Source organism: Anaeromassilibacillus sp. 1001302B_160321_C8, assembly GCF_015554745.1.
GTDB lineage: Bacteria > Bacillota > Clostridia > Oscillospirales > Acutalibacteraceae > Anaeromassilibacillus > Anaeromassilibacillus stercoravium.
Window position 1 is genome coordinate 248,540 of sequence record NZ_JADNJD010000002.1, and the last position, 17,216, is coordinate 265,755.

At 52.2% G+C, this 17,216-nt stretch carries 18 protein-coding genes; 8 read left to right on the forward strand and 10 right to left on the reverse strand.

The features are described 5' to 3' along the window. Positions 1–134 precede the first annotated feature (134 nt). From I2E77_RS02600 to I2E77_RS02610, 3 genes are all read right to left on the reverse strand, one after another. Positions 135–1,007 carry a pyridoxamine kinase gene (locus I2E77_RS02600; protein WP_195450564.1) on the reverse strand — a complete coding sequence of 291 codons (873 nt, stop codon included), beginning with the start codon at positions 1,005–1,007 and terminating at the stop codon, positions 135–137. A 225-nt stretch (positions 1,008–1,232) separates the two neighbouring features. After that, positions 1,233–1,904, reverse strand: coding sequence for an acyltransferase (locus tag I2E77_RS02605; RefSeq protein ID WP_419761387.1), 672 nt, complete (start codon positions 1,902–1,904; stop codon positions 1,233–1,235). Between the two features lie 155 nt (positions 1,905–2,059). Continuing rightward, positions 2,060–3,112, reverse strand: a complete 1,053-nt coding sequence (locus I2E77_RS02610; protein WP_195450565.1) for a dockerin type I repeat-containing protein — start codon at positions 3,110–3,112, stop codon at positions 2,060–2,062. Positions 3,113–3,933: 821 nt separating this feature from the next. Between I2E77_RS02610 and rlmD the strand changes: the two genes are divergently transcribed. The 8 genes from rlmD to I2E77_RS02650 all read left to right on the forward strand — a co-directional run bounded on the left by rlmD (position 3,934) and on the right by I2E77_RS02650 (position 11,368). Continuing rightward, positions 3,934–5,304: a 23S rRNA (uracil(1939)-C(5))-methyltransferase RlmD gene (rlmD, locus tag I2E77_RS02615; RefSeq protein WP_330608882.1), complete on the forward strand. Its 1,371-nt coding sequence runs from the start codon at positions 3,934–3,936 to the stop codon at positions 5,302–5,304. 299 nt (positions 5,305–5,603) lie between these two features. After that, positions 5,604–6,539 (forward strand): DUF1848 domain-containing protein, encoded by a 936-nt coding sequence (locus I2E77_RS02620; protein ID WP_195450567.1) that lies wholly within the window; start codon positions 5,604–5,606, stop codon positions 6,537–6,539. A gap of 458 nt (positions 6,540–6,997) precedes the next feature. Further along, on the forward strand, positions 6,998–7,195 hold the full coding sequence (gene thiS / locus I2E77_RS02625; RefSeq protein WP_191363050.1) for a sulfur carrier protein ThiS: 198 nt from the start codon (positions 6,998–7,000) through the stop codon (positions 7,193–7,195). A gap of 1 nt (position 7,196) precedes the next feature. After that, positions 7,197–7,850 carry a sulfur carrier protein ThiS adenylyltransferase ThiF gene (gene thiF / locus I2E77_RS02630; RefSeq protein ID WP_195450568.1) on the forward strand — a complete coding sequence of 218 codons (654 nt, stop codon included), beginning with the start codon at positions 7,197–7,199 and terminating at the stop codon, positions 7,848–7,850. Continuing rightward, the gene (locus I2E77_RS02635; RefSeq protein WP_191448556.1) at positions 7,847–8,623 is read left to right on the forward strand and encodes a thiazole synthase; all 777 of its coding nucleotides are present in this window, start codon (positions 7,847–7,849) and stop codon (positions 8,621–8,623) included. Before thiF ends, I2E77_RS02635 begins: the two co-directional genes overlap by 4 nt. Before the next feature lie 72 nt (positions 8,624–8,695). Continuing rightward, positions 8,696–9,856, forward strand: a complete 1,161-nt coding sequence (thiH, locus tag I2E77_RS02640) for a 2-iminoacetate synthase ThiH (RefSeq protein WP_442856121.1) — start codon at positions 8,696–8,698, stop codon at positions 9,854–9,856. Further along, a complete protein-coding gene (locus tag I2E77_RS02645) occupies positions 9,843–10,427 on the forward strand; it encodes a thiamine phosphate synthase (protein WP_195450569.1) in 585 nt (194 codons plus the stop codon). The genes thiH and I2E77_RS02645 overlap by 14 nt, the downstream gene beginning before the upstream one ends. Positions 10,428–10,702: 275 nt before the next feature. After that, a complete protein-coding gene (locus I2E77_RS02650; RefSeq protein ID WP_195450570.1) occupies positions 10,703–11,368 on the forward strand; it encodes an HAD family hydrolase in 666 nt (221 codons plus the stop codon). A gap of 143 nt (positions 11,369–11,511) precedes the next feature. Here I2E77_RS02650 and I2E77_RS02655 read toward each other — a convergent pair whose 3' ends face one another. The 7 genes from I2E77_RS02655 to I2E77_RS02685 form a co-directional block, all read right to left on the reverse strand. Further along, entirely contained in the window at positions 11,512–12,078 is a 567-nt protein-coding gene (locus I2E77_RS02655) for a hypothetical protein (RefSeq protein ID WP_140400364.1), read from the reverse strand. A 159-nt stretch (positions 12,079–12,237) separates the two neighbouring features. After that, on the reverse strand, positions 12,238–12,738 hold the full coding sequence (locus I2E77_RS02660; protein WP_195450571.1) for a C39 family peptidase: 501 nt from the start codon (positions 12,736–12,738) through the stop codon (positions 12,238–12,240). Positions 12,739–13,159: 421 nt separating this feature from the next. Next, a complete protein-coding gene (locus I2E77_RS02665; RefSeq protein ID WP_330608884.1) occupies positions 13,160–13,924 on the reverse strand; it encodes an amino acid ABC transporter ATP-binding protein in 765 nt (254 codons plus the stop codon). 13 nt (positions 13,925–13,937) lie between these two features. After that, positions 13,938–14,579, reverse strand: coding sequence for an amino acid ABC transporter permease (locus I2E77_RS02670; protein ID WP_087234050.1), 642 nt, complete (start codon positions 14,577–14,579; stop codon positions 13,938–13,940). A 44-nt stretch (positions 14,580–14,623) separates the two neighbouring features. Then, positions 14,624–15,523, reverse strand: a complete 900-nt coding sequence (locus I2E77_RS02675; protein ID WP_237966203.1) for an amino acid ABC transporter substrate-binding protein — start codon at positions 15,521–15,523, stop codon at positions 14,624–14,626. A 169-nt stretch (positions 15,524–15,692) separates the two neighbouring features. Further along, positions 15,693–16,430, reverse strand: a complete 738-nt coding sequence (locus I2E77_RS02680; RefSeq protein ID WP_087234048.1) for an ABC transporter ATP-binding protein — start codon at positions 16,428–16,430, stop codon at positions 15,693–15,695. Positions 16,431–16,442: 12 nt separating this feature from the next. Further along, the gene (locus I2E77_RS02685) at positions 16,443–17,210 is read right to left on the reverse strand and encodes an ABC transporter permease (protein WP_087234047.1); all 768 of its coding nucleotides are present in this window, start codon (positions 17,208–17,210) and stop codon (positions 16,443–16,445) included. Positions 17,211–17,216: the final 6 nt, after the last annotated feature.

Sequence of the window (17,216 nt, forward strand, 5' to 3'; positions counted from 1 at the left end):
AAATTTTCGTACAGTTTATTATACTAGCAAAAAATTGCAAAGTAAACCGCGACGGCCGAATCGTAAGGGTTTTGTAATCTACCGCTTCAAACAAAAGAGGGACTGCGAACATCTTCGCAATCCCCCGTATCCATTTATCTCGCCACGCGGTAACTCACCGGGAACAATCCCAGCTCTTCCATAAAGCGCGGCAATCCCGCCTCGAAGTTCACACCAAAGCGGCGGTCCGTGCCCGCCTCGCGCGTCCGGCGGATACTCCCGCAGGTAAAGTCCACCGCGAGCTGCATCGCATCCCGCAGGCTCATTTCGTTGAGCAGGCCAGACAGCAGAGCGCTCCCAAAAATGTCGCCCGTGCCGTGGTAAGCTCCCTCAATGCGCGGTGAAAACGCATAGGTGATCCGGCCCGTATCCCGGTCGAGTCCGGCGGCCCCCAGAAGGCCCGGGCTGAACCAGACCCCGGTCAAAACGACCAACCGCGGTCCCATATCGCTCAGGCGGTGTAATACCCCCTCTATGTAAGCGCGGTCATAGGGACCGTCATAAAATTCCTCCCCAAGGAGGAATGCCGCCTCAGTCAAATTTGGGACGATAAGGTCCGCCTTTTTGCAAAGCGTTTTCATCCCGTGCGCCATCTCCGGCGTGCAGGTGGCGTACAGCTTGCCGTTGTCCGCCAACACAGGGTCGACCATCACCAGCGTATCGCTCGTTCGAAAGTCATCCACAATGTCTGAAACAATGCCGATCTGCTCCGCAGAGCCGAGAAAGCCCGTGTAGAGCGCATCAAACGAAAGGTTCAGGCTTTTCCAATGCGCTGCATAGTCCCGCATATCTTCGGTCAGATCGCGATAGGTACATTTTCCCAATCCTCCTGTATGTGTGGAGAGCACCGCTGTCGGCATCACGCTCGTCTCAATGCCCGCTGCGGAGAGGATTGGAAGCACGACCGTTAAAGAGCACTTCCCAAATCCGGAAATATCGTGAATGGCTGCAATTCTTTTCTGTCTCATTACAAAACACCGGGGCACCGCCCCCCTCGCGCCCATTGCGCAAGGTCCTATCTTTCTATATTTTACGGCGGGATTCCCTGAAAATTCCCCATTCTTTTCAGGCGCATTCCTCCGGCCGTAGGCTTCTAAGCATAGCTGAAAAGGGAAGGAGCGTCAAGGCGAAAAATGTAAAGAGATCGAAACTTTTTTGGGAAATATTTGAAAGGGTTTTCGCTGGCGCAGGGCTTATTCCACTTTTTCTGCGATCTCGCCCGCGCGCTTGTAGATGCTGTTAGCAGGCACAAATCCCCGTACCATGGAAAGCGGATACACATTGGTGTGGCGTCCAATCACTGTGCCAGGATTCAACACGGAATTGCACCCCACTTCCACGCAGTCACCGAGCATCGCGCCGAACTTTTTGCGTCCGGTCTCTAGGCGCTCATCGCCCACGCGCACCGTCACGAGCGTCTTATCCGACTTGACATTCGAGGTGATAGAGCCCGCGCCCATGTGGGATTTATAGCCCAGGATGGAGTCCCCCACATAATTGTAGTGCGGAACCTGCACATTGTCGAACAGGATCACATTTTTGAGCTCGGTCGAGTTGCCCACCACACAGTGGGCGCCCACCAAGGCGTTGCCTCGGATAAATGCCCCCTGGCGGACCTCGGTTTCAGGGCCGATGATGGCTGGTCCGTGGATATAAGCGGACGGGAATACCGTGGCGCTTTTCGCAATCCAGACATCCTCCCCGCGCTTTTCATATTCTTCTGGAGAAAGCGTTTCCCCCAGCTTGCAGATAAACGCCCCGATACCGGCAAGTGCCTCCCAAGGATATGTGTATTGCTCCAAATATTCCGCTGCCGCCGTGTGGGAGAGGTCATACAGGTTGCGAATAAACAAATTTTCCAACATGGTAAGATGCTCCTTCATTGGGAAAGCATTTGAAGAAGCTTCCCTCTCCAAATGCTTTCTATTTTTTCCTTATTATAGGATGTTCCCCCGCACAGGTCAACGGAAAATTTGGATTCTTTTCCAAATTTATCATTCAAATAATAGATATCAATCCGTTAGCCTTTTTTCCAGACCATTTCTTTCAAAAGGAGCAGGTCTCCTGTACTGAGGACGCCGTCGTTGTTTAGATCCCCGGCCTTTTCCTGTGCATCGCTGAGGTAACATCCCACTGTAAGATATTCATAGAGGAACTGCGTGTCCGCTGCACTGGGGTTCCCGCGCCCCGTCACATCACCCGGGATACAGGCGACCGCGCGGTCGCTCACCTGCCCGTCGATCAGCACCTCCATGAGATCCCCGGTTGCCACACGGCCGGAAGTTTTGATGCGCCCGTCCGTCCCGGTGACGCGCACGACGCCGACGTGTTCTGTGTAGGATTCTTCGAGCTCTGAAACGGTGATTGGCCCGTCAAACAGATAGAGAAGCGTCCCATCGGCTTCCGGTTCAGAGGGTTCGCTCTCAGCGGGTGGTTCCGAGCTCTCCCCGCCCTCCGGGAACTGCGGCAGTTCCTCTTGCGGCGACAAAACGTAATCTGCGCTATCGAACTGATAGACACGGACCGGCGTGGCGTCGCTGATCTCTTCTAGCAAAGGCGCATGGACCAGCAGAATCCGTCCGCCGGATTCCACCTGGCAGGTTCGGTCATAGTCGCAGACCGCATTGCGGATGATCCGCGCCTGTGTCTGTTCATCTTCCATGTGGTAACGGATGATCTGGATGGCTGGCGCATCGACGCCGCTTCCTTCCTCCAGCACATCGGTAATATCCATGAAAAAGTAGAGATTTTGGTCCACACAAAACGCCTTGCGGAACCCCGGGCGCAGGGAAGCGCTCAAACGGACCTCCCACCCCGAAGAGGTTCTCCACAATTTGACCACGTACATCCGTTTCGTCCCTTCCGTGCTGATGGCCACATAGCTTCCGTCGTCGCACGGGAAAAGCGCCCGATTATCTTCCAACAGATAGGGGCTTTCGATTTGGGAGAGATCCGGCGGGTCGGTTTCCTCCCCTCCGGAAACCGCCGCACAATACCATGTAGCGATTACAAAGAGCACCGCCACCCAAAGAAAAATCCCGATCCCAAACCGGCGTGAGCGTTGGATCGACATGTGCAGCACCTCCTTTTCCTTCTATCTTATATAGTAAGGGATGGCAAAAAAAATATGGGAATTTTGTGAAGGATTTCGACGCGCCTTTCGAAAAAAGGCATAGAAAAAGCGAAAACCGGGTTAAACCCGGTTCTCGCTTTTTGGGGAGGAGTTGTATTGAAAAGGCGTGACAAACTTTGTCACGGGACTTATAAGCAATATAGAATATCGTTTGTTTCCTTTTTCTGGTTCCCATTATAATATGTGGGAAATGCCCCTGTCAACGAAAGATCGCCTCCTTGATTTAGAATCTCTGTTTTGGACAAAACGAAGATTTTCATCATACAATTTTAGTGAATATATCCACAGATGTTTCGAAGCATTTCGTAAATATTCTGAGTTTATATGAGCATATTCTGAATTTTCTTTGATTCGACGATTTTTCGAGCTTATCGCAATTATGTCCGCAAATCGAATAAGATGCTTGAATCTCTCTGTTGGGTCATGCAAAGATGGAAAAAAACTGGATTTTCCGGAGGGCTTGGATAGCGGTATCGCCTATGGGCAGTATCGATTTTGGCTATTTTTCCGGTGCTCCTCCCACAAAACTTATTTCCTTCTTCCGTGTAAGCGCCTGCATATTTCTGCGCATATTCGAAGCATGCCGTCCACCTTTAGATTCCTCCGCAAATCCCTCTGCCATTCAATCGTGGATAGGAAAATTCCAGGTTCTATGGTACAATAGAAATAATGGATATTCCCGAACTAGTCACACAGGCCGCGGTGCTAGAAACTCCGCGCCGTTTTACGATAAAGGAGTTTTTCAAACAGGAATGGATACGATGAAAAAGAACGAGCTTGTCGAAATCACGATCACCGGTTATACCGCCGAGGGAAGTGGCGTTGGGCGCTGGAACGGCATGGCGGTGTTTGTCCCCATGGCTGCCGTTGGCGATGTTTTAGAGGTACGCATTCTCAAGGTGGCCAAAACCCATGCCTTTGGAAAGATTGAACGGATTCTTTCCCCATCGCCCGCAAGGATCGAACCCGACTGTCCCCAATTTGCCCAATGCGGCGGATGTGTTTTTCGCCACATCCACTACGAAGAGGAATTGCGCGCCAAGGAACAGCGTGTACGGGACGCCGTGGAACGCATCGGGGGCTTTACAAACCTTCCCTTCCGCCCCATCTTGGGGGCCCTACAGCCGGATGGCTATCGCAACAAAGCGCAACTTCCCATCGGTCGGGCGAAAGACGGCAGCTTGACGATGGGATTCTATGCGCATCATAGCCACAGGATTGTCAATTGTCCGAGCTGCAAGCTACAGCCGCCTTCTTTCCAAGCTGCAATGGAAGCCTTCCGCGCCTGGGTTCCGCTGAGCGGTGACGAACCTTACGAGGAAGCGACCGGCAAGGGGCGTTTGCGTCACCTTTATCTCCGGCAGGCGGAAGCCACCGGAGAGGCAATGGCTTGCGTGGTGGTCAACGGGAATGGCGTACACAAAGAAGACGAGCTGGTCCGGCTTCTGCGGGAAAACGTACCAGGGCTTAAAAGCGTGATGGTCAACAGCAACCGCGAGCGGACAAACGTCGTTCTGGGGAAAAAGAACCGCGTTGTTTGGGGACAGGATCACATTACAGACCGGCTGTGCGGGCTGGATTTCCATATTTCCCCCCTATCCTTCTATCAGGTCAACCGCACACAGGCGGAGCGTCTGTATCAACAGGCGGCGGACTACGCAGGTTTGACTGGGAAGGAAACGGTATTGGACCTATACTGCGGCACAGGGACCATCGGCCTATCCATGGCAAAGAAGGCCAAGCGTGTGATCGGCGTGGAGGTGGTTGCACCCGCCATTGAGGATGCACATAAAAACGCAGAGCGCAATGGGATCGTCAACGCAGAGTTTCTATGTGCGGATGCGGCTGAGGCTGCTGCCAAACTCGAAGCGCGCGGCGAACGCCCGGACGTGATCATTATAGATCCGCCTCGCAAGGGCTGCGCCCCAGAACTGCTGCACACGGTGGTGCAAATGAACCCGGAACGCATGGTATATGTTTCCTGTGATCCGGCAACCCTTGCACGCGACATGCGCATTTTGGCCGACTTGGGCTATGTCCCGCAGGAGCTCACGCCTGTGGATATGTTCCCACGTACCGCCCATGTAGAATGTGTTACCTTATTCAAAAGAAAGTCAGGCAACATCTTATGAATGATTCTCACCCTGCAAATATATTTCTATCCGCAATGCAATGGATAGGAAAAACGGTTTCCATAAACAATCTACATAATCATTTAGATCTCATTGACAATGCAAGAAACGAGGCCAAAAAGCACGATTGGCTACACCACTGTACAAACCGCCAAGCTTTCTTGAGCATGCTCAGGAGCAATAAATATCGGAAATAATTCTTGTTAGCAGCGTACGATTGAATCCTATTACCGGACAGCCAAATACAACTTCTCGAATAGGAAGCGCCGTTTTACCGCTTTCTAAAAGGATGTGAAGCGATGATTCTCAGCGCCAGCCGCCGGACGGACATTCCCAATTACTATATGGATTGGTTCCTGCACCGCATCCGGGAGGGGTATGTGGATGTCCGCAACCCGATAAACCCGCATCAAATCAGCCGTATCGCTTTATCGCCTTCGGTGGTGGATTGCATCGTCTTTTGGACCAAAAATCCGGAGAACATGCTCCCCCATCTGGGAGAGCTTGCGGCATATCCCTATTATGTTCAATTTACATTGACCAGCTATGGCCGGGACATCGAACCCAATCTGCCCGACAAAAAGGACCGCCTAATCCCCACCTTTCAGGCCCTCTCTTCCAAAATCGGCAAAGAGCGGGTCGTCTGGCGGTACGATCCGATCTTTCTCAACCAGCGGTACACCGTTTCCTACCATTTGGCCGCCTTTTCGGAAATTGCCAGGCGTCTGCGTGGGTATACGGAAAGGGTGGTCATCAGCTTGATCGATCTCTATGCAAAAACAAAACGCAATACGGCAGGGCTTTTCCTGTCTCCGCCGGAGGGGGATACACTGTTCTATATGACCGGACAGATGGCCCAAATCGCCCAAGAGAACGGCATGATGATCGAGAGCTGTGCGGAGTCCTGCGACCTACAGGCGGTGGGTGTCCAACACGGAAGCTGCATCGACCCTCACCTGATCGAGCGGATCATCGGCTGTCCCCTCCGCGCCGCCAAAGACCGCAACCAACGCGCAGCGTGCGGGTGTGTCGAGAGCATCGACATCGGCGCCTATCACACCTGCCGGAACGGATGCAACTATTGCTACGCCAATTTCAGCCCGGAAAAAGTCGCCGACACCGTCCGGCTCTATGCGGAACATGCGCCCCTTTTGTGCGGAACGGTTGGGCCACAGGATCAAATTACGGAACGGCCTGTCCGTTCCCTTAAGGATATACAGCTCCGTTTGGAGTAGGCGGCCATCTTCTGAGAAACCGGGATTTTCTCCTGGCCGGCGCACGGCACGGGCGGCAGCCAATGCCCCTGTTCAAAGCCCCTGCCCACACTTCCATGCAAGAAACCCACTATCCAAAACTTGACAAATTCCAGTGGATCGTGTATAGTAGACCCGTAAATGGAACAGGGGAGCTTATACATAGGCTGAGAGGAAGTTGCGAACTTCGACCCATAACCTGACTTGGATAATGCCAACGTAGGGAAAGAAACGAACCCTACGGGAAATGCTTGGCATTTCCCGTTTTTGTATGCATCCCGTCTGCGCACATTTTACAGGTTCTCCAACAGGAGAAGACAATTGAATCGGAACGGTTGAGAGTGAACGAGAGTTCACGAAGGGGTACACCACCGCGGGTGTATTTTTTCGTGAACTCTTTTTTCTTTGCTTACAGCTGGATTCCAGAAAGGAGCTGCATGATGATTCAGATCAATGGCACCGCCGTCGAACTTGCGGAGGGGACGACCCTACAGGGCTACCTCGACCAAAATCAGTACAACCCTGCCCGCGTCGCCGTTGAGCGGAACGGCGCGATTGTCCCGAAGGCCGCGTACCCTTCGACCGTCCTCGCGGACGGCGACCAAGTGGAAATCGTCCATTTTGTAGGAGGTGGCTGATTTGGAACCGCGCAACCCCATCACCAAAGAACAGATTCAACGCGCGCTTCGGGAACGCCATTCCGCAGGCGTGCAGGACAAGCTGGACCACGCGCGGGTGGCTGTCGCAGGGCTCGGCGGTTTGGGTTCCAACGTTGCGTTTGCCCTGGCCCGCATCGGCGTCGGGCACCTGCACCTGATCGACTTTGACCGCGTGGACCTCGCCAATTTAAACCGACAGCAGTATTTTCTCCGGCATTTGGGCATGTACAAAACCGACGCCCTCAAGGAGGAACTGCTGCAGATCAACCCCTATCTGGACATCCGGACCGATTGTGTCCGTGTGACGGAAGGCAATCTTCCGGAGCTCTTTGCAGAGGACCCGATCGTCTGCGAAGCCTTTGATTCCCCGGAGGCAAAGGCGATGCTGGTAAACGGCATCTTGGAGCATTTCCCGCGGACCTTCCTGGTCTCCGCCTCCGGAATGGCTGGATACGGCGATAGCAACCGCATCCAGACGCGCAAAATCACCGATCATTTTTACCTCTGTGGCGATGGGATAGCTCAGCCGGGGCCCGGCTACGGCCTGATGGCTCCCCGCGTAGCGCTCTGCGCGGCGCATGAGGCCAATTGCATCGTGCAATACATCTGTACAACAAAAGGAGAAGAACGATGAATACACAACAGGATCTTTTGAGCATTGGAGGGCACACCTTTACCTCCCGTTTCATTCTTGGTTCCGGCAAATATTCGCTGGAACTCATCCAAGCCGCCATTGAAAAGGCGGGCGCGCAGATTGTCACGCTGGCGCTGCGCCGCGCGAACGAGGGCGGGCTGGCCAACATCCTCGACTATATCCCCAAAACCGTCACCCTGCTTCCCAACACCTCCGGCGCGCGCAATGCCGACGAAGCGGTCCGCATTGCCCATCTCGCGCGGGAGCTGGGCTGCGGCGACTTTATCAAAATCGAAGTGATCCACGACTCCAAATACCTGCTGCCGGACAACTACGAGACCATCAAGGCGACGGAGGTCCTGGCAAAAGAGGGATATGTCGTCATGCCCTACATGTATCCCGACCTGAACGCCGCCAGGGATCTGGCCAACGCGGGCGCGGCCTGCATCATGCCGCTTGGCGCGCCGATCGGCACGAACAAGGGCCTTTGCACCAAGGAGTTCATCCAGATCCTGATCGACGAAATCGACCTCCCGATCATCGTGGACGCCGGCATCGGCCGTCCTTCGCAGGCGTGTGAGGCGATGGAGATGGGCGCTGCCGCTGTGATGGCCAACACCGCCATCGCGACCGCTGGCGACATCCCCGTCATGGCGGAAGCGTTCCGGCAGGCGATTGAGGCGGGCCGCAAAGCTTACCTCTCCGGCCTAGGCCGCACTCTGGAAAAGGGTGCAAGCGCTTCCTCCCCTTTGACCGGCTTTTTGAGAGAATAAGGAGGGAATCGCGCCATGGCACAGAATGAACATATCAACGAAAGCATCCTGAGCGACGAAGTGCGGCAGGATATGAAAAAGGAACGCATCGATCACATGACATACCTGCCGGGCATGGAGGTTTTGGATTCCGACATTGGCCAGCAAGTTCTGGATCGCACCGCCGCCTACGATTACAACCGCTATACCGCGGAAGACGTCCGCCGCGCTCTCCGGCATGAAAACCGCACTCTGGAGGATTTCGGCGCGCTGCTCTCCCCCGCTGCCCTTCCGCTTTTGGAGGAAATTGCACAGGTAGCCCAGCAGGAAACCCGCAAGCATTTCGGCAATTCGGTCTGCATGTTTACGCCGCTATACATCGCCAATTACTGTGAAAACTACTGCATCTACTGCGGCTTCAACTGCCACAATAAGATTCACCGCGCGCAGCTGAACGCCGAGCAGATCGAAAAGGAGATGGAGGCGATCGCCGCTACCGGCCTACAGGAGATCCTCATCCTAACCGGAGAAAGCCGCTCCAAATCCACCGTTGCATACATCGGCGAGGCCTGCAAAATTGCGCGCAAGTATTTCAAGGTGATCGGCCTGGAAGTGTATCCGATGAACTCCGACGAATACGCCTATCTTCACCAGTGCGGCGCCGACTACGTCACGGTCTTCCAGGAAACGTACAACAGCGACAAATATGAGACGCTCCACCTACAGGGCCATAAGCGGATTTTCCCGTACCGGCTGAACGCGCAGGAGCGCGCTCTAAAGGGCGGTATGCGCGGCGTTGGGTTCGGCGCGCTGCTGGGGCTGGACGATTTCCGCAAGGACGCCTTCGCCACCGGCTGCCACGCCTGGCTGCTTCAGCGCAAATATCCGCACGCGGAAATCGCCTTCTCCTGCCCCCGCCTCCGCCCGATCATCAACAACGACAAGATCAATCCCATGGATGTCCACGAACCGCAGCTTTTGCAGGTGGTGATGGCTTACCGCCTTCTGATGCCGTTTGCCAGCATCACCATCTCCACGCGGGAATGTGCGCGCGTGCGGGACAATCTGGTCTCGATCGCCGCAACGAAAATCTCCGCAGGTGTCAGCACGGGGATTGGCGAACACTCGGACGAGATCGAAGCAAAGGGCGACGACCAATTCGAGATTTCCGACGGGCGGAGCGTGGACGAAGTATTCCACGACCTCCAAAAGCTCGGCCTCCAGCCGGTGATGAACGACTATGTCTACGTATAATCGCTCCGTCGTCGCGGTTACCAATCGATCGCTTTGCACCAGGCCCTTTCTCGAGCAGGTGGAGCGGGTCTGCGCCTTCCAGCCCGCCGCCCTGATCCTGCGCGAAAAGGACCTGGACGAAAGCGCCTATGAAGCGCTGGCGGCGGACGTCCTGGCGATCTGCAAACGCCACCGGGTTCCCTGTGTCCTTCACAGCTTCCTCGATGTGGCAAAGCGTCTCGGTGTAAAACAAATCCAGCTCCCCCTGTGGAAGCTGGAAGAGGCCGCTGCGGACGCCAACCGGCCGTTGGACAGCTTTTCCCGTATCGGCGCATCGGTGCATTCCGTTGAGGACGCACGCCGCGCCGGACAACTCGGGGCTTCGTATCTCATCGCGGGCCATATCTTTGCAACGGGCTGCAAGCCGGGGATTCCCCCCAGGGGGTTGGCGTTCCTGCGGGAGGTCTGCCACGCAGCGTCCGTGCCCGTCTATGCGATCGGCGGCATCTCCCTTGATTCCGAGCAAATTCAAAGCGTTCTTTCCTGCGGCGCGGCAGGCGTATGCATTATGTCCGGGATGATGCGCCTGTAAATCCTGCCGGAATGCTTTCTCCGGCCTGGATTTCGCGGGAGACTGGCCTGCATCCTTTTTGGTCAAGTGCCCTTTCGATCAAACGCCCTCGCAAAGTCTTGCCGTCCAACACAGTTGCGGTTTACGCCCCAGGTTGGTATAATACATACGGAAAAGCCGACCCACCGGCATAAAAACAGCGCACGATCGTGCGGGACCTTTAGGGCAGCCATGAGATATTGCACCGGCAAAGCATCTGAAGTTGTGCATTGCCCCAAAGCGGAAGGAGAATCACCATGGAACGGATTACAGCGGTTATTTTTGATATGGACGGTCTGATGTTTGACACCGAACAACTCTATGAACGCACATGGGGCCAGGCGGTATCGGAACAGGGAAAGGTTTTTACACGCGAAATTCACAGCCTGATTATGGGCCGCAGCAAGGCCGATTCCGCCCAAGTCCTGCTGGACGTCTATGGGCCGGATTTCCCTGTCCAGAAGGTCATCGACCGCCAGACGCCGCTCTTCTTTGAGGCGTTGCAGAAGGAAGAGGTTCCCGCGAAAAAAGGGCTGTTTTCGCTGTTGGATGCGCTGGAACAGCGCGGCTTAAAAAAAGCCGTCGCCTCCTCGTCCCAGCCAAAAAAAATCGATTTCCTGCTGAAACAGCACGGCTTGGAGCACCGTTTCGATTGTGTGGTCAGCGGGCACCAGGTCCACGCCAGCAAACCGAATCCCGAAATTTTCCTGCTGACGGCAGAACAGTTGGGGGAACCGCCCGCAAATGTCCTGGTCTTGGAGGACTCCAACGCCGGAATCCGCGCTGCGCACAACGGAGGGTTCCGTTCCATCCTGATTCCCGACCTCTGCAAATTGGAACCGGACGTTTTGCAGCTTTGTCTGCGCAAGGTGGACAGCTTGGATGATGTCATCTCGATCATCGATGCGATCAACGGCCGTTGATCGGCGAAACATTCTATAGAAACGGAAAGCCATGGTGTCTAAAGCGATAAAACACTTTAGACACCATGGCTTTTCTGTTTGATGTCCGTAGTATCCAGTGAAAAAAGCGTTAGAAGGGTCTTAAAACATTGCCGGACAAAAGATCAAGTCATAGCCGGTTCCGATGCGGTGCCCACTTGTATCCAATTCGAAAGATTTTGTTTAAACGCATCATAGACTTCGAATGTCCATTGGTAATCGTAGTCTCCTGGATTCTCCTGCTCCCATTTCTCCATAGTCGCTGGAAACCCTTCCGGCAGTACATAGCTGGTCAGGTCACACACCATCCACCCATCAACTTCGCAGACCTCTTTTTCGCGGAGTTCCTCTACTGGGACTTGTTCCCCTTGAATCTGTATGGTGTTTCCATCTGCCAAATCTTCGCCGCGGTAGCATTGTAAAAGGAACATCACGTGGGAGGTATAATCGATTCCACTTTCTGTGGTTTCAACCGTCACAAAGGTGAGATTTCCTCCATAATCTGCGCGTTTTACAGAAAACCATTCCTGTGTCGCATCCTCCATGTGCCATGTGTCCCATATAATGCGCTTTTGATCTGTATTGGGGTCGGAAAAAACCTGATCCGCTGTGATCGTCAATCCGGCATCTTTCAGGGAGTATCCTTGGATTTCCTGAATGGCGTCCGGCTCTGCCGGCGTTGATGTTCCCACAGGGATTTCCGACGGCCCAGCAGAAGAAAGGGGACTCCCCTTATCAAAACGATCATCCGAGGGCCCTGGGGCCGTTGTGCAAGCAAGCAACGCAAAGCATAAGAAAACCACCGCTCCAAAGAAGAAAGTCCACTTCATAACAAGCTCCTTTTTGCATGATTAATAGCTATACCTTAAAATTCGATTCACCCAATATCCATTATTCGTATAGTCCTGTAAAGTTGCTTTATTGTCGGATGCTGGATCCTTAATATAAACTAATTCGCCGCTATAAGCATATGCGACTACAAAATGCGTTGTATAGCTGTTTTCCATTCCAATAATCACTGGCAAGCCTTGACTGATTCCATCCGCGACATAAGCCGCTGTATCGGCTACAGATACGTTTTTAAATTCATTCACATCTACTGATAAGCTACAACGTTGACCTGCGACGACAGATTGAAAAGGACAAGCGGCCGTTGTAATAATCTTATTGACCCGTCCAGGATCATAATCTAAATTTCTCAGATAATCTGCAACCATTGTAAAACTTGTAAGCATACAACCATATGTTCCTATATCAACATTTTGTACCTGCATTAAGTCATTGCTGTAAGATTGTCCGCTTTGTTGCCAACGTTTTATGGATATTTCCCCTCTGCCTTTTGAACGAAGCAACATCTTCCCCTTTGCAAGTGATGCGGCATTCGCACTGACATATTCACTTGGACAGATTCCCTGCAACGACTCTATAGAGAATTTTCTAATAAAAGGTTGCGGAATTGCAAATACTGTCTGCGTATTTATTACAAAACAGCAAAGCGATCGTCAATAAAGTAAATATACTCTTTTTCATAATATTACCTCCTTGTATTGTCTATGTACAATTTATAAATCAATCTTTCTCATTGAAATCACCCTTTCTGATATAAATTTACTATATTTTTTACTATTAGTCAATATTTTTTAATTAATATCATTTAATAATAAAATGGCATCTAAAGAAGTCATCGCTTACTTTAGATGCCATATGTGTACATAAAAATAATCCTCTACAATCGCTATTCTACAGCTTAGGATAGTGATTGTAGAGTCTTTTTTACATATCGTGATACCGCGCCAAAAACGCGCGGGTGCGTTCATTGGTGGAGCTGTCAAAGAGCTGTTCCGGTTTTCCCTGTTCGACAATCGTGCCGTCATCCATAAACACCACATAGTCGGCCACGTCGTGGGCAAACTTCATCTCGTGTGTAACAACCACCATGGTCATATGCTCTGCGGCAAGTTCCCGGATTACCTTGAGGATCTCCCCAGTCAACTCAGGGTCCAGCGCGGAAGTTGGCTCGTCAAAAAACAGGATTTCCGGTTCCATGGCCAACGCGCGCGCAATGGAAACCCGCTGCTGCTGTCCTCCGGAAAGCTGATAGGGATAGGCGTCCGCCTTGTCCGCCAGGTTCATTTTTTTCAATAGCTCCCGTGCGGTTGCCTCCGCCTCCTCGCGCTTCTTTCCCAACACGCGGATGGGGGCTTCCGTAATGTTGCGCATCACAGAAAAATGCGGGAACAGGTTAAAATTCTGAAACACCAGGCCAATGCGCAGACCAATGCGGCTGCATGTCGCTTTATCCGCATAGACCGCCTTCCCATCCGGCCCATTTTTGACCAGCGTCTCCCCACATAGGGTGATGGCGCCGGAATCGACCGTCTCCAACTGGGTGACACAGCGCAGGAAGGTACTCTTTCCGGAACCGGAGGGTCCGATGATCGCCAACACTTCGCCCTTATTCACGGAAATAGAAATCCCTTTCAATACTTCATTTCCATCAAAGCTCTTTCGAATTTGTTCCGCCTGTAATATCTCCACGGTCCTTCCCCTCCTAACGGTAATAGCTGAGGCGCTTTTCTGCCACTGTAAAGCAGCGCGTCACGATGCCATTCATCACCAGATAGAAAATACCCGCGATCAGGAATGGGGTCATGTCGACCGCCGAGGACACCCAATTTTCCGTAATGCGCAGCAATTCGACCACGCCGATCGCCTGGGCCAGCGATGTATCTTTGACCAATGTGATGAACTCGTTGCCCATCGGCGGGATGATCCGCTTGACCACCTGCGGCAAAACAATTCGGAAGAAGGTTTGTTTCTTGGTAAAGCCCAACACCTTTGCCGCCTCATGCTGTCCCTGCGGGATTCCTTCGATTCCTCCACGGAAAATCTCTGCAAAATAGGCGGCATAATTTAAGGCAAATGCCACCTGCGCGGAAATCACGCGGTCGAGCTGAATACCAAAAATGGGCTTTAAGCCATAAAAGATAAACAGCAATTGCAGCATCAGCGGCGTACCGCGCATCACCAGTATGTAGAACCGCACAGGCAAATTAATGATCGGATTTTTGGACATACGTCCCAGCGCCACCAACAATCCCAGTGGCAAGGAAAAAAGCAGCGTGGAAAAAAAGATGCGCAGCGACATCAGCGTCCCTTCCAACATCTGGGACAGCAATACCTGGTAATTCACGCTGCAACCACCTCCTTTTCAGCCCTTTTCATGGAAATTGCTTCTTATTCCTCCGCCGGAATCGTTGTGACGTCTTCCCCGAACCACTTGTTGGAGATTTCCGCCAACGTGCCGTCTGCCGACATCTCTTTCAAAGCGCCCTCTACTTTTTCCTTCAAAGCGTCGTCGCCCTTGCGGAAACCGATGACATAGTTTTCCTCTGCCAGGGAAGCGTCGTCGCCGTTTTCATCCTGCAAGATGGTATAGGCGCCGGGGTTGTTCTGCAAATAGTAGCGCGCCACCACTTCGTCGATGGCAATCGCATCAATGGTTCCATTCTGGATTTCCATAACAGCCTTGGAATAGTCGTCGATCTGTACGACTTCTTGAAGCGTATCCTTGAAGTCAGGGTTCTCATTCAGCGCAACCTCAGCAGAAGAATCCGCTTGCACCCCGACAATCTTTCCCGCCAGATCGTTCAAACCCTGATAGGTGGAATCGGATTTCACTAAGATGATCTGGTCGTTCTTCATATAAGGGATACTGAGATTAAATTCCTCTGCGCGCTCCGGCGTTTCACTGAAGCCGTTCCAGAGGCAGTCGACATTCCCATTGCTGAGCTCTGCGGATTTGCTATCCCAATCGATGGGCTGTGTGACCAGCTCAATCCCCAGCCGGCTGCACACCTCGGTTGCTACATCGATGTCAAACCCAACCAATTCGCCGGTCTGCGTATCGACAAAGCCCATCGGCGGGAATGCATCGTCCAAGCCCAGTATGAGCTGGCCCGCGCTTTCGACCTTTGTCCAAGATTCGTCAGCCGCCTCTCCTCCGGTTTCCGACGCCATATCGCCATTCGTGGCCAATCCCGCAGCGTCGTCTCCATTCCCTGTTGCTCCGTTGCCACATCCCACGCAGCCGATGACCATCAGCGCCGCCAGAAAAATTCCCCACAGTTTTTTCATGCGTACTCTCTCCTTCTTAAATCTCTCAAAAGTCAGATAAAGCCCCTCCGCTGCCGCGCCGGACCGCTGCCGGGAGTGTGGAGGGGTGATATACCAATATAATACTAGATTAGCGAGATAAAGTAAAGAGGCTAATGCGCCTCTTAATGCCACTTTTCCAAAAATTCGCCTATTTTTTTTGGCTTAAGAATTCTTCATAGCGGTCGCAGAGCTCGTTGGCGTCACCAAAGGCAATCTGCTTCCCACGCTCCAGCCAAAGGGCTTTGTTGCACATACTTCGCACCTGCTCCAACAGATGGGAAACTAAGATTGTGGTTGCGCCGCCATTGATGATCTCCATCATTTTTTCTTCGCTCTTTTTCCGGAACGCGCCGTCGCCTACGGAGAGGACCTCATCCAGAATCAAGACATCCGGCCGTACCAAGCAGGCAATGGAAAATGCCAGCCGGGATTTCATACCGGAGGAGAGCTGCTTGAAGGGACGGTCCTGAAACTCTTGCAAGCCCGAAAAGTCGATGATCTCCTCATACTTTTCGTTCATAAATTTGCGGGTATAGCCGAGCATCGCCCCGCGCAGATACGTATTTTCGCGCACGGTCAAATCCCCGTCAAAGCCACTGGCCAATTCCAGCAACGCGGCAATGGACCCGTTGACCTTGACCCAGCCCTTTGTCGGCACCATAATGCCGGTGACAGCCTTTAGGAGCGTGGATTTGCCCGCGCCGTTGCTGCCGATAATTCCAAGCATGTCCCCGCGTTCCAATGTGAATGATACGCCGTCCACGGCCCAGAATTCCCGTACGTGGTAATTCCGTTTGATTTTGCGGAGCACATACTCCTTGATCCCGATGTCTTTAAAGTCCCCTAGGATATAGCGGATGGAGACATCCTTCGCTTCTATGATCATCGTAATGCCTCCTTACACATAATACAGGAACTTATAATTGTATTTCTTATAGATGAATGCACCGATCAATAAGACAACCAACGCGTAAAAGGCGCACAATAGATGGAAACTCGGCTCCGGGATATCGTTTTCAATTACAATCTTGCGGAAATAGCGGATGTATACAAAAATAGGATTTAGGTAGAACAAATAGCGGATGTGCAGAGAAAACGCTTCTATGTTATAGAAGATTGCAGAAAAATACATAATGACCTGTGTAACCACCGTATAGAGATATTTGACATCTTTGAAAACCATATACAGCGCAGATAGGATAAGTCCCATGCCGATATTGAACACAACCAGGCATCCGATTGGGTAGAGCAGCAAAAGGAAGGTCCAACGGAATGGAATCCCATCGATCGCCACAAAGAGAAGGAACACGACTAATGTCAAACAAAAATTGATGAAGGACGAGACGTTTTTCGACAATAAAAACATGTATTTGGGTACATTAATTTTTGAAAATATTGTGGAATTGTCCATCAACGAGGACATACCACTATTTGTCGCATCGGTAAAATAGGAAAATACCAGCTGTCCACTAAAAAGATAAATCGTATAATGGGGCGTAGACCGCCCAAAGAACTGCGTAAAAACCAAACTCATGACCAACAACATCAGCAAAGGGGATAGGACGCTCCAAAACATCCCCAATACGGTGCGTTTGTACTTTTTCTTAAAATCTCTTTTTACCAGCTCCTCAAAGAGGAACTGGTATTTCCGCATTTTTTGTAACATGTTCGT

Excerpts from the sequence above, each read along its gene's own strand:
- I2E77_RS02600 (WP_195450564.1), bottom strand. The coding sequence starts at position 1,007 with ATGAGACAGAAAAGAATTGCAGCCATTCACGATATTTCCGGATTTGGG.
- I2E77_RS02605 (WP_419761387.1), bottom strand. The coding sequence starts at position 1,904 with ATGTTGGAAAATTTGTTTATTCGCAACCTGTATGACCTCTCCCACACG.
- I2E77_RS02610 (WP_195450565.1), bottom strand. The coding sequence starts at position 3,112 with ATGTCGATCCAACGCTCACGCCGGTTTGGGATCGGGATTTTTCTTTGG.
- rlmD (WP_330608882.1), top strand. The coding sequence starts at position 3,934 with ATGAAAAAGAACGAGCTTGTCGAAATCACGATCACCGGTTATACCGCC.
- I2E77_RS02620 (WP_195450567.1), top strand. The coding sequence starts at position 5,604 with ATGATTCTCAGCGCCAGCCGCCGGACGGACATTCCCAATTACTATATG.
- thiS (WP_191363050.1), top strand. The coding sequence starts at position 6,998 with ATGATTCAGATCAATGGCACCGCCGTCGAACTTGCGGAGGGGACGACC.
- I2E77_RS02635 (WP_191448556.1), top strand. The coding sequence starts at position 7,847 with ATGAATACACAACAGGATCTTTTGAGCATTGGAGGGCACACCTTTACC.
- thiH (WP_442856121.1), top strand. The coding sequence starts at position 8,696 with ATGAAAAAGGAACGCATCGATCACATGACATACCTGCCGGGCATGGAG.
- I2E77_RS02645 (WP_195450569.1), top strand. The coding sequence starts at position 9,843 with ATGTCTACGTATAATCGCTCCGTCGTCGCGGTTACCAATCGATCGCTT.
- I2E77_RS02650 (WP_195450570.1), top strand. The coding sequence starts at position 10,703 with ATGGAACGGATTACAGCGGTTATTTTTGATATGGACGGTCTGATGTTT.
- I2E77_RS02675 (WP_237966203.1), bottom strand. The coding sequence starts at position 15,523 with ATGAAAAAACTGTGGGGAATTTTTCTGGCGGCGCTGATGGTCATCGGC.
- I2E77_RS02680 (WP_087234048.1), bottom strand. The coding sequence starts at position 16,430 with ATGATCATAGAAGCGAAGGATGTCTCCATCCGCTATATCCTAGGGGAC.
- I2E77_RS02685 (WP_087234047.1), bottom strand. The coding sequence starts at position 17,210 with ATGTTACAAAAAATGCGGAAATACCAGTTCCTCTTTGAGGAGCTGGTA.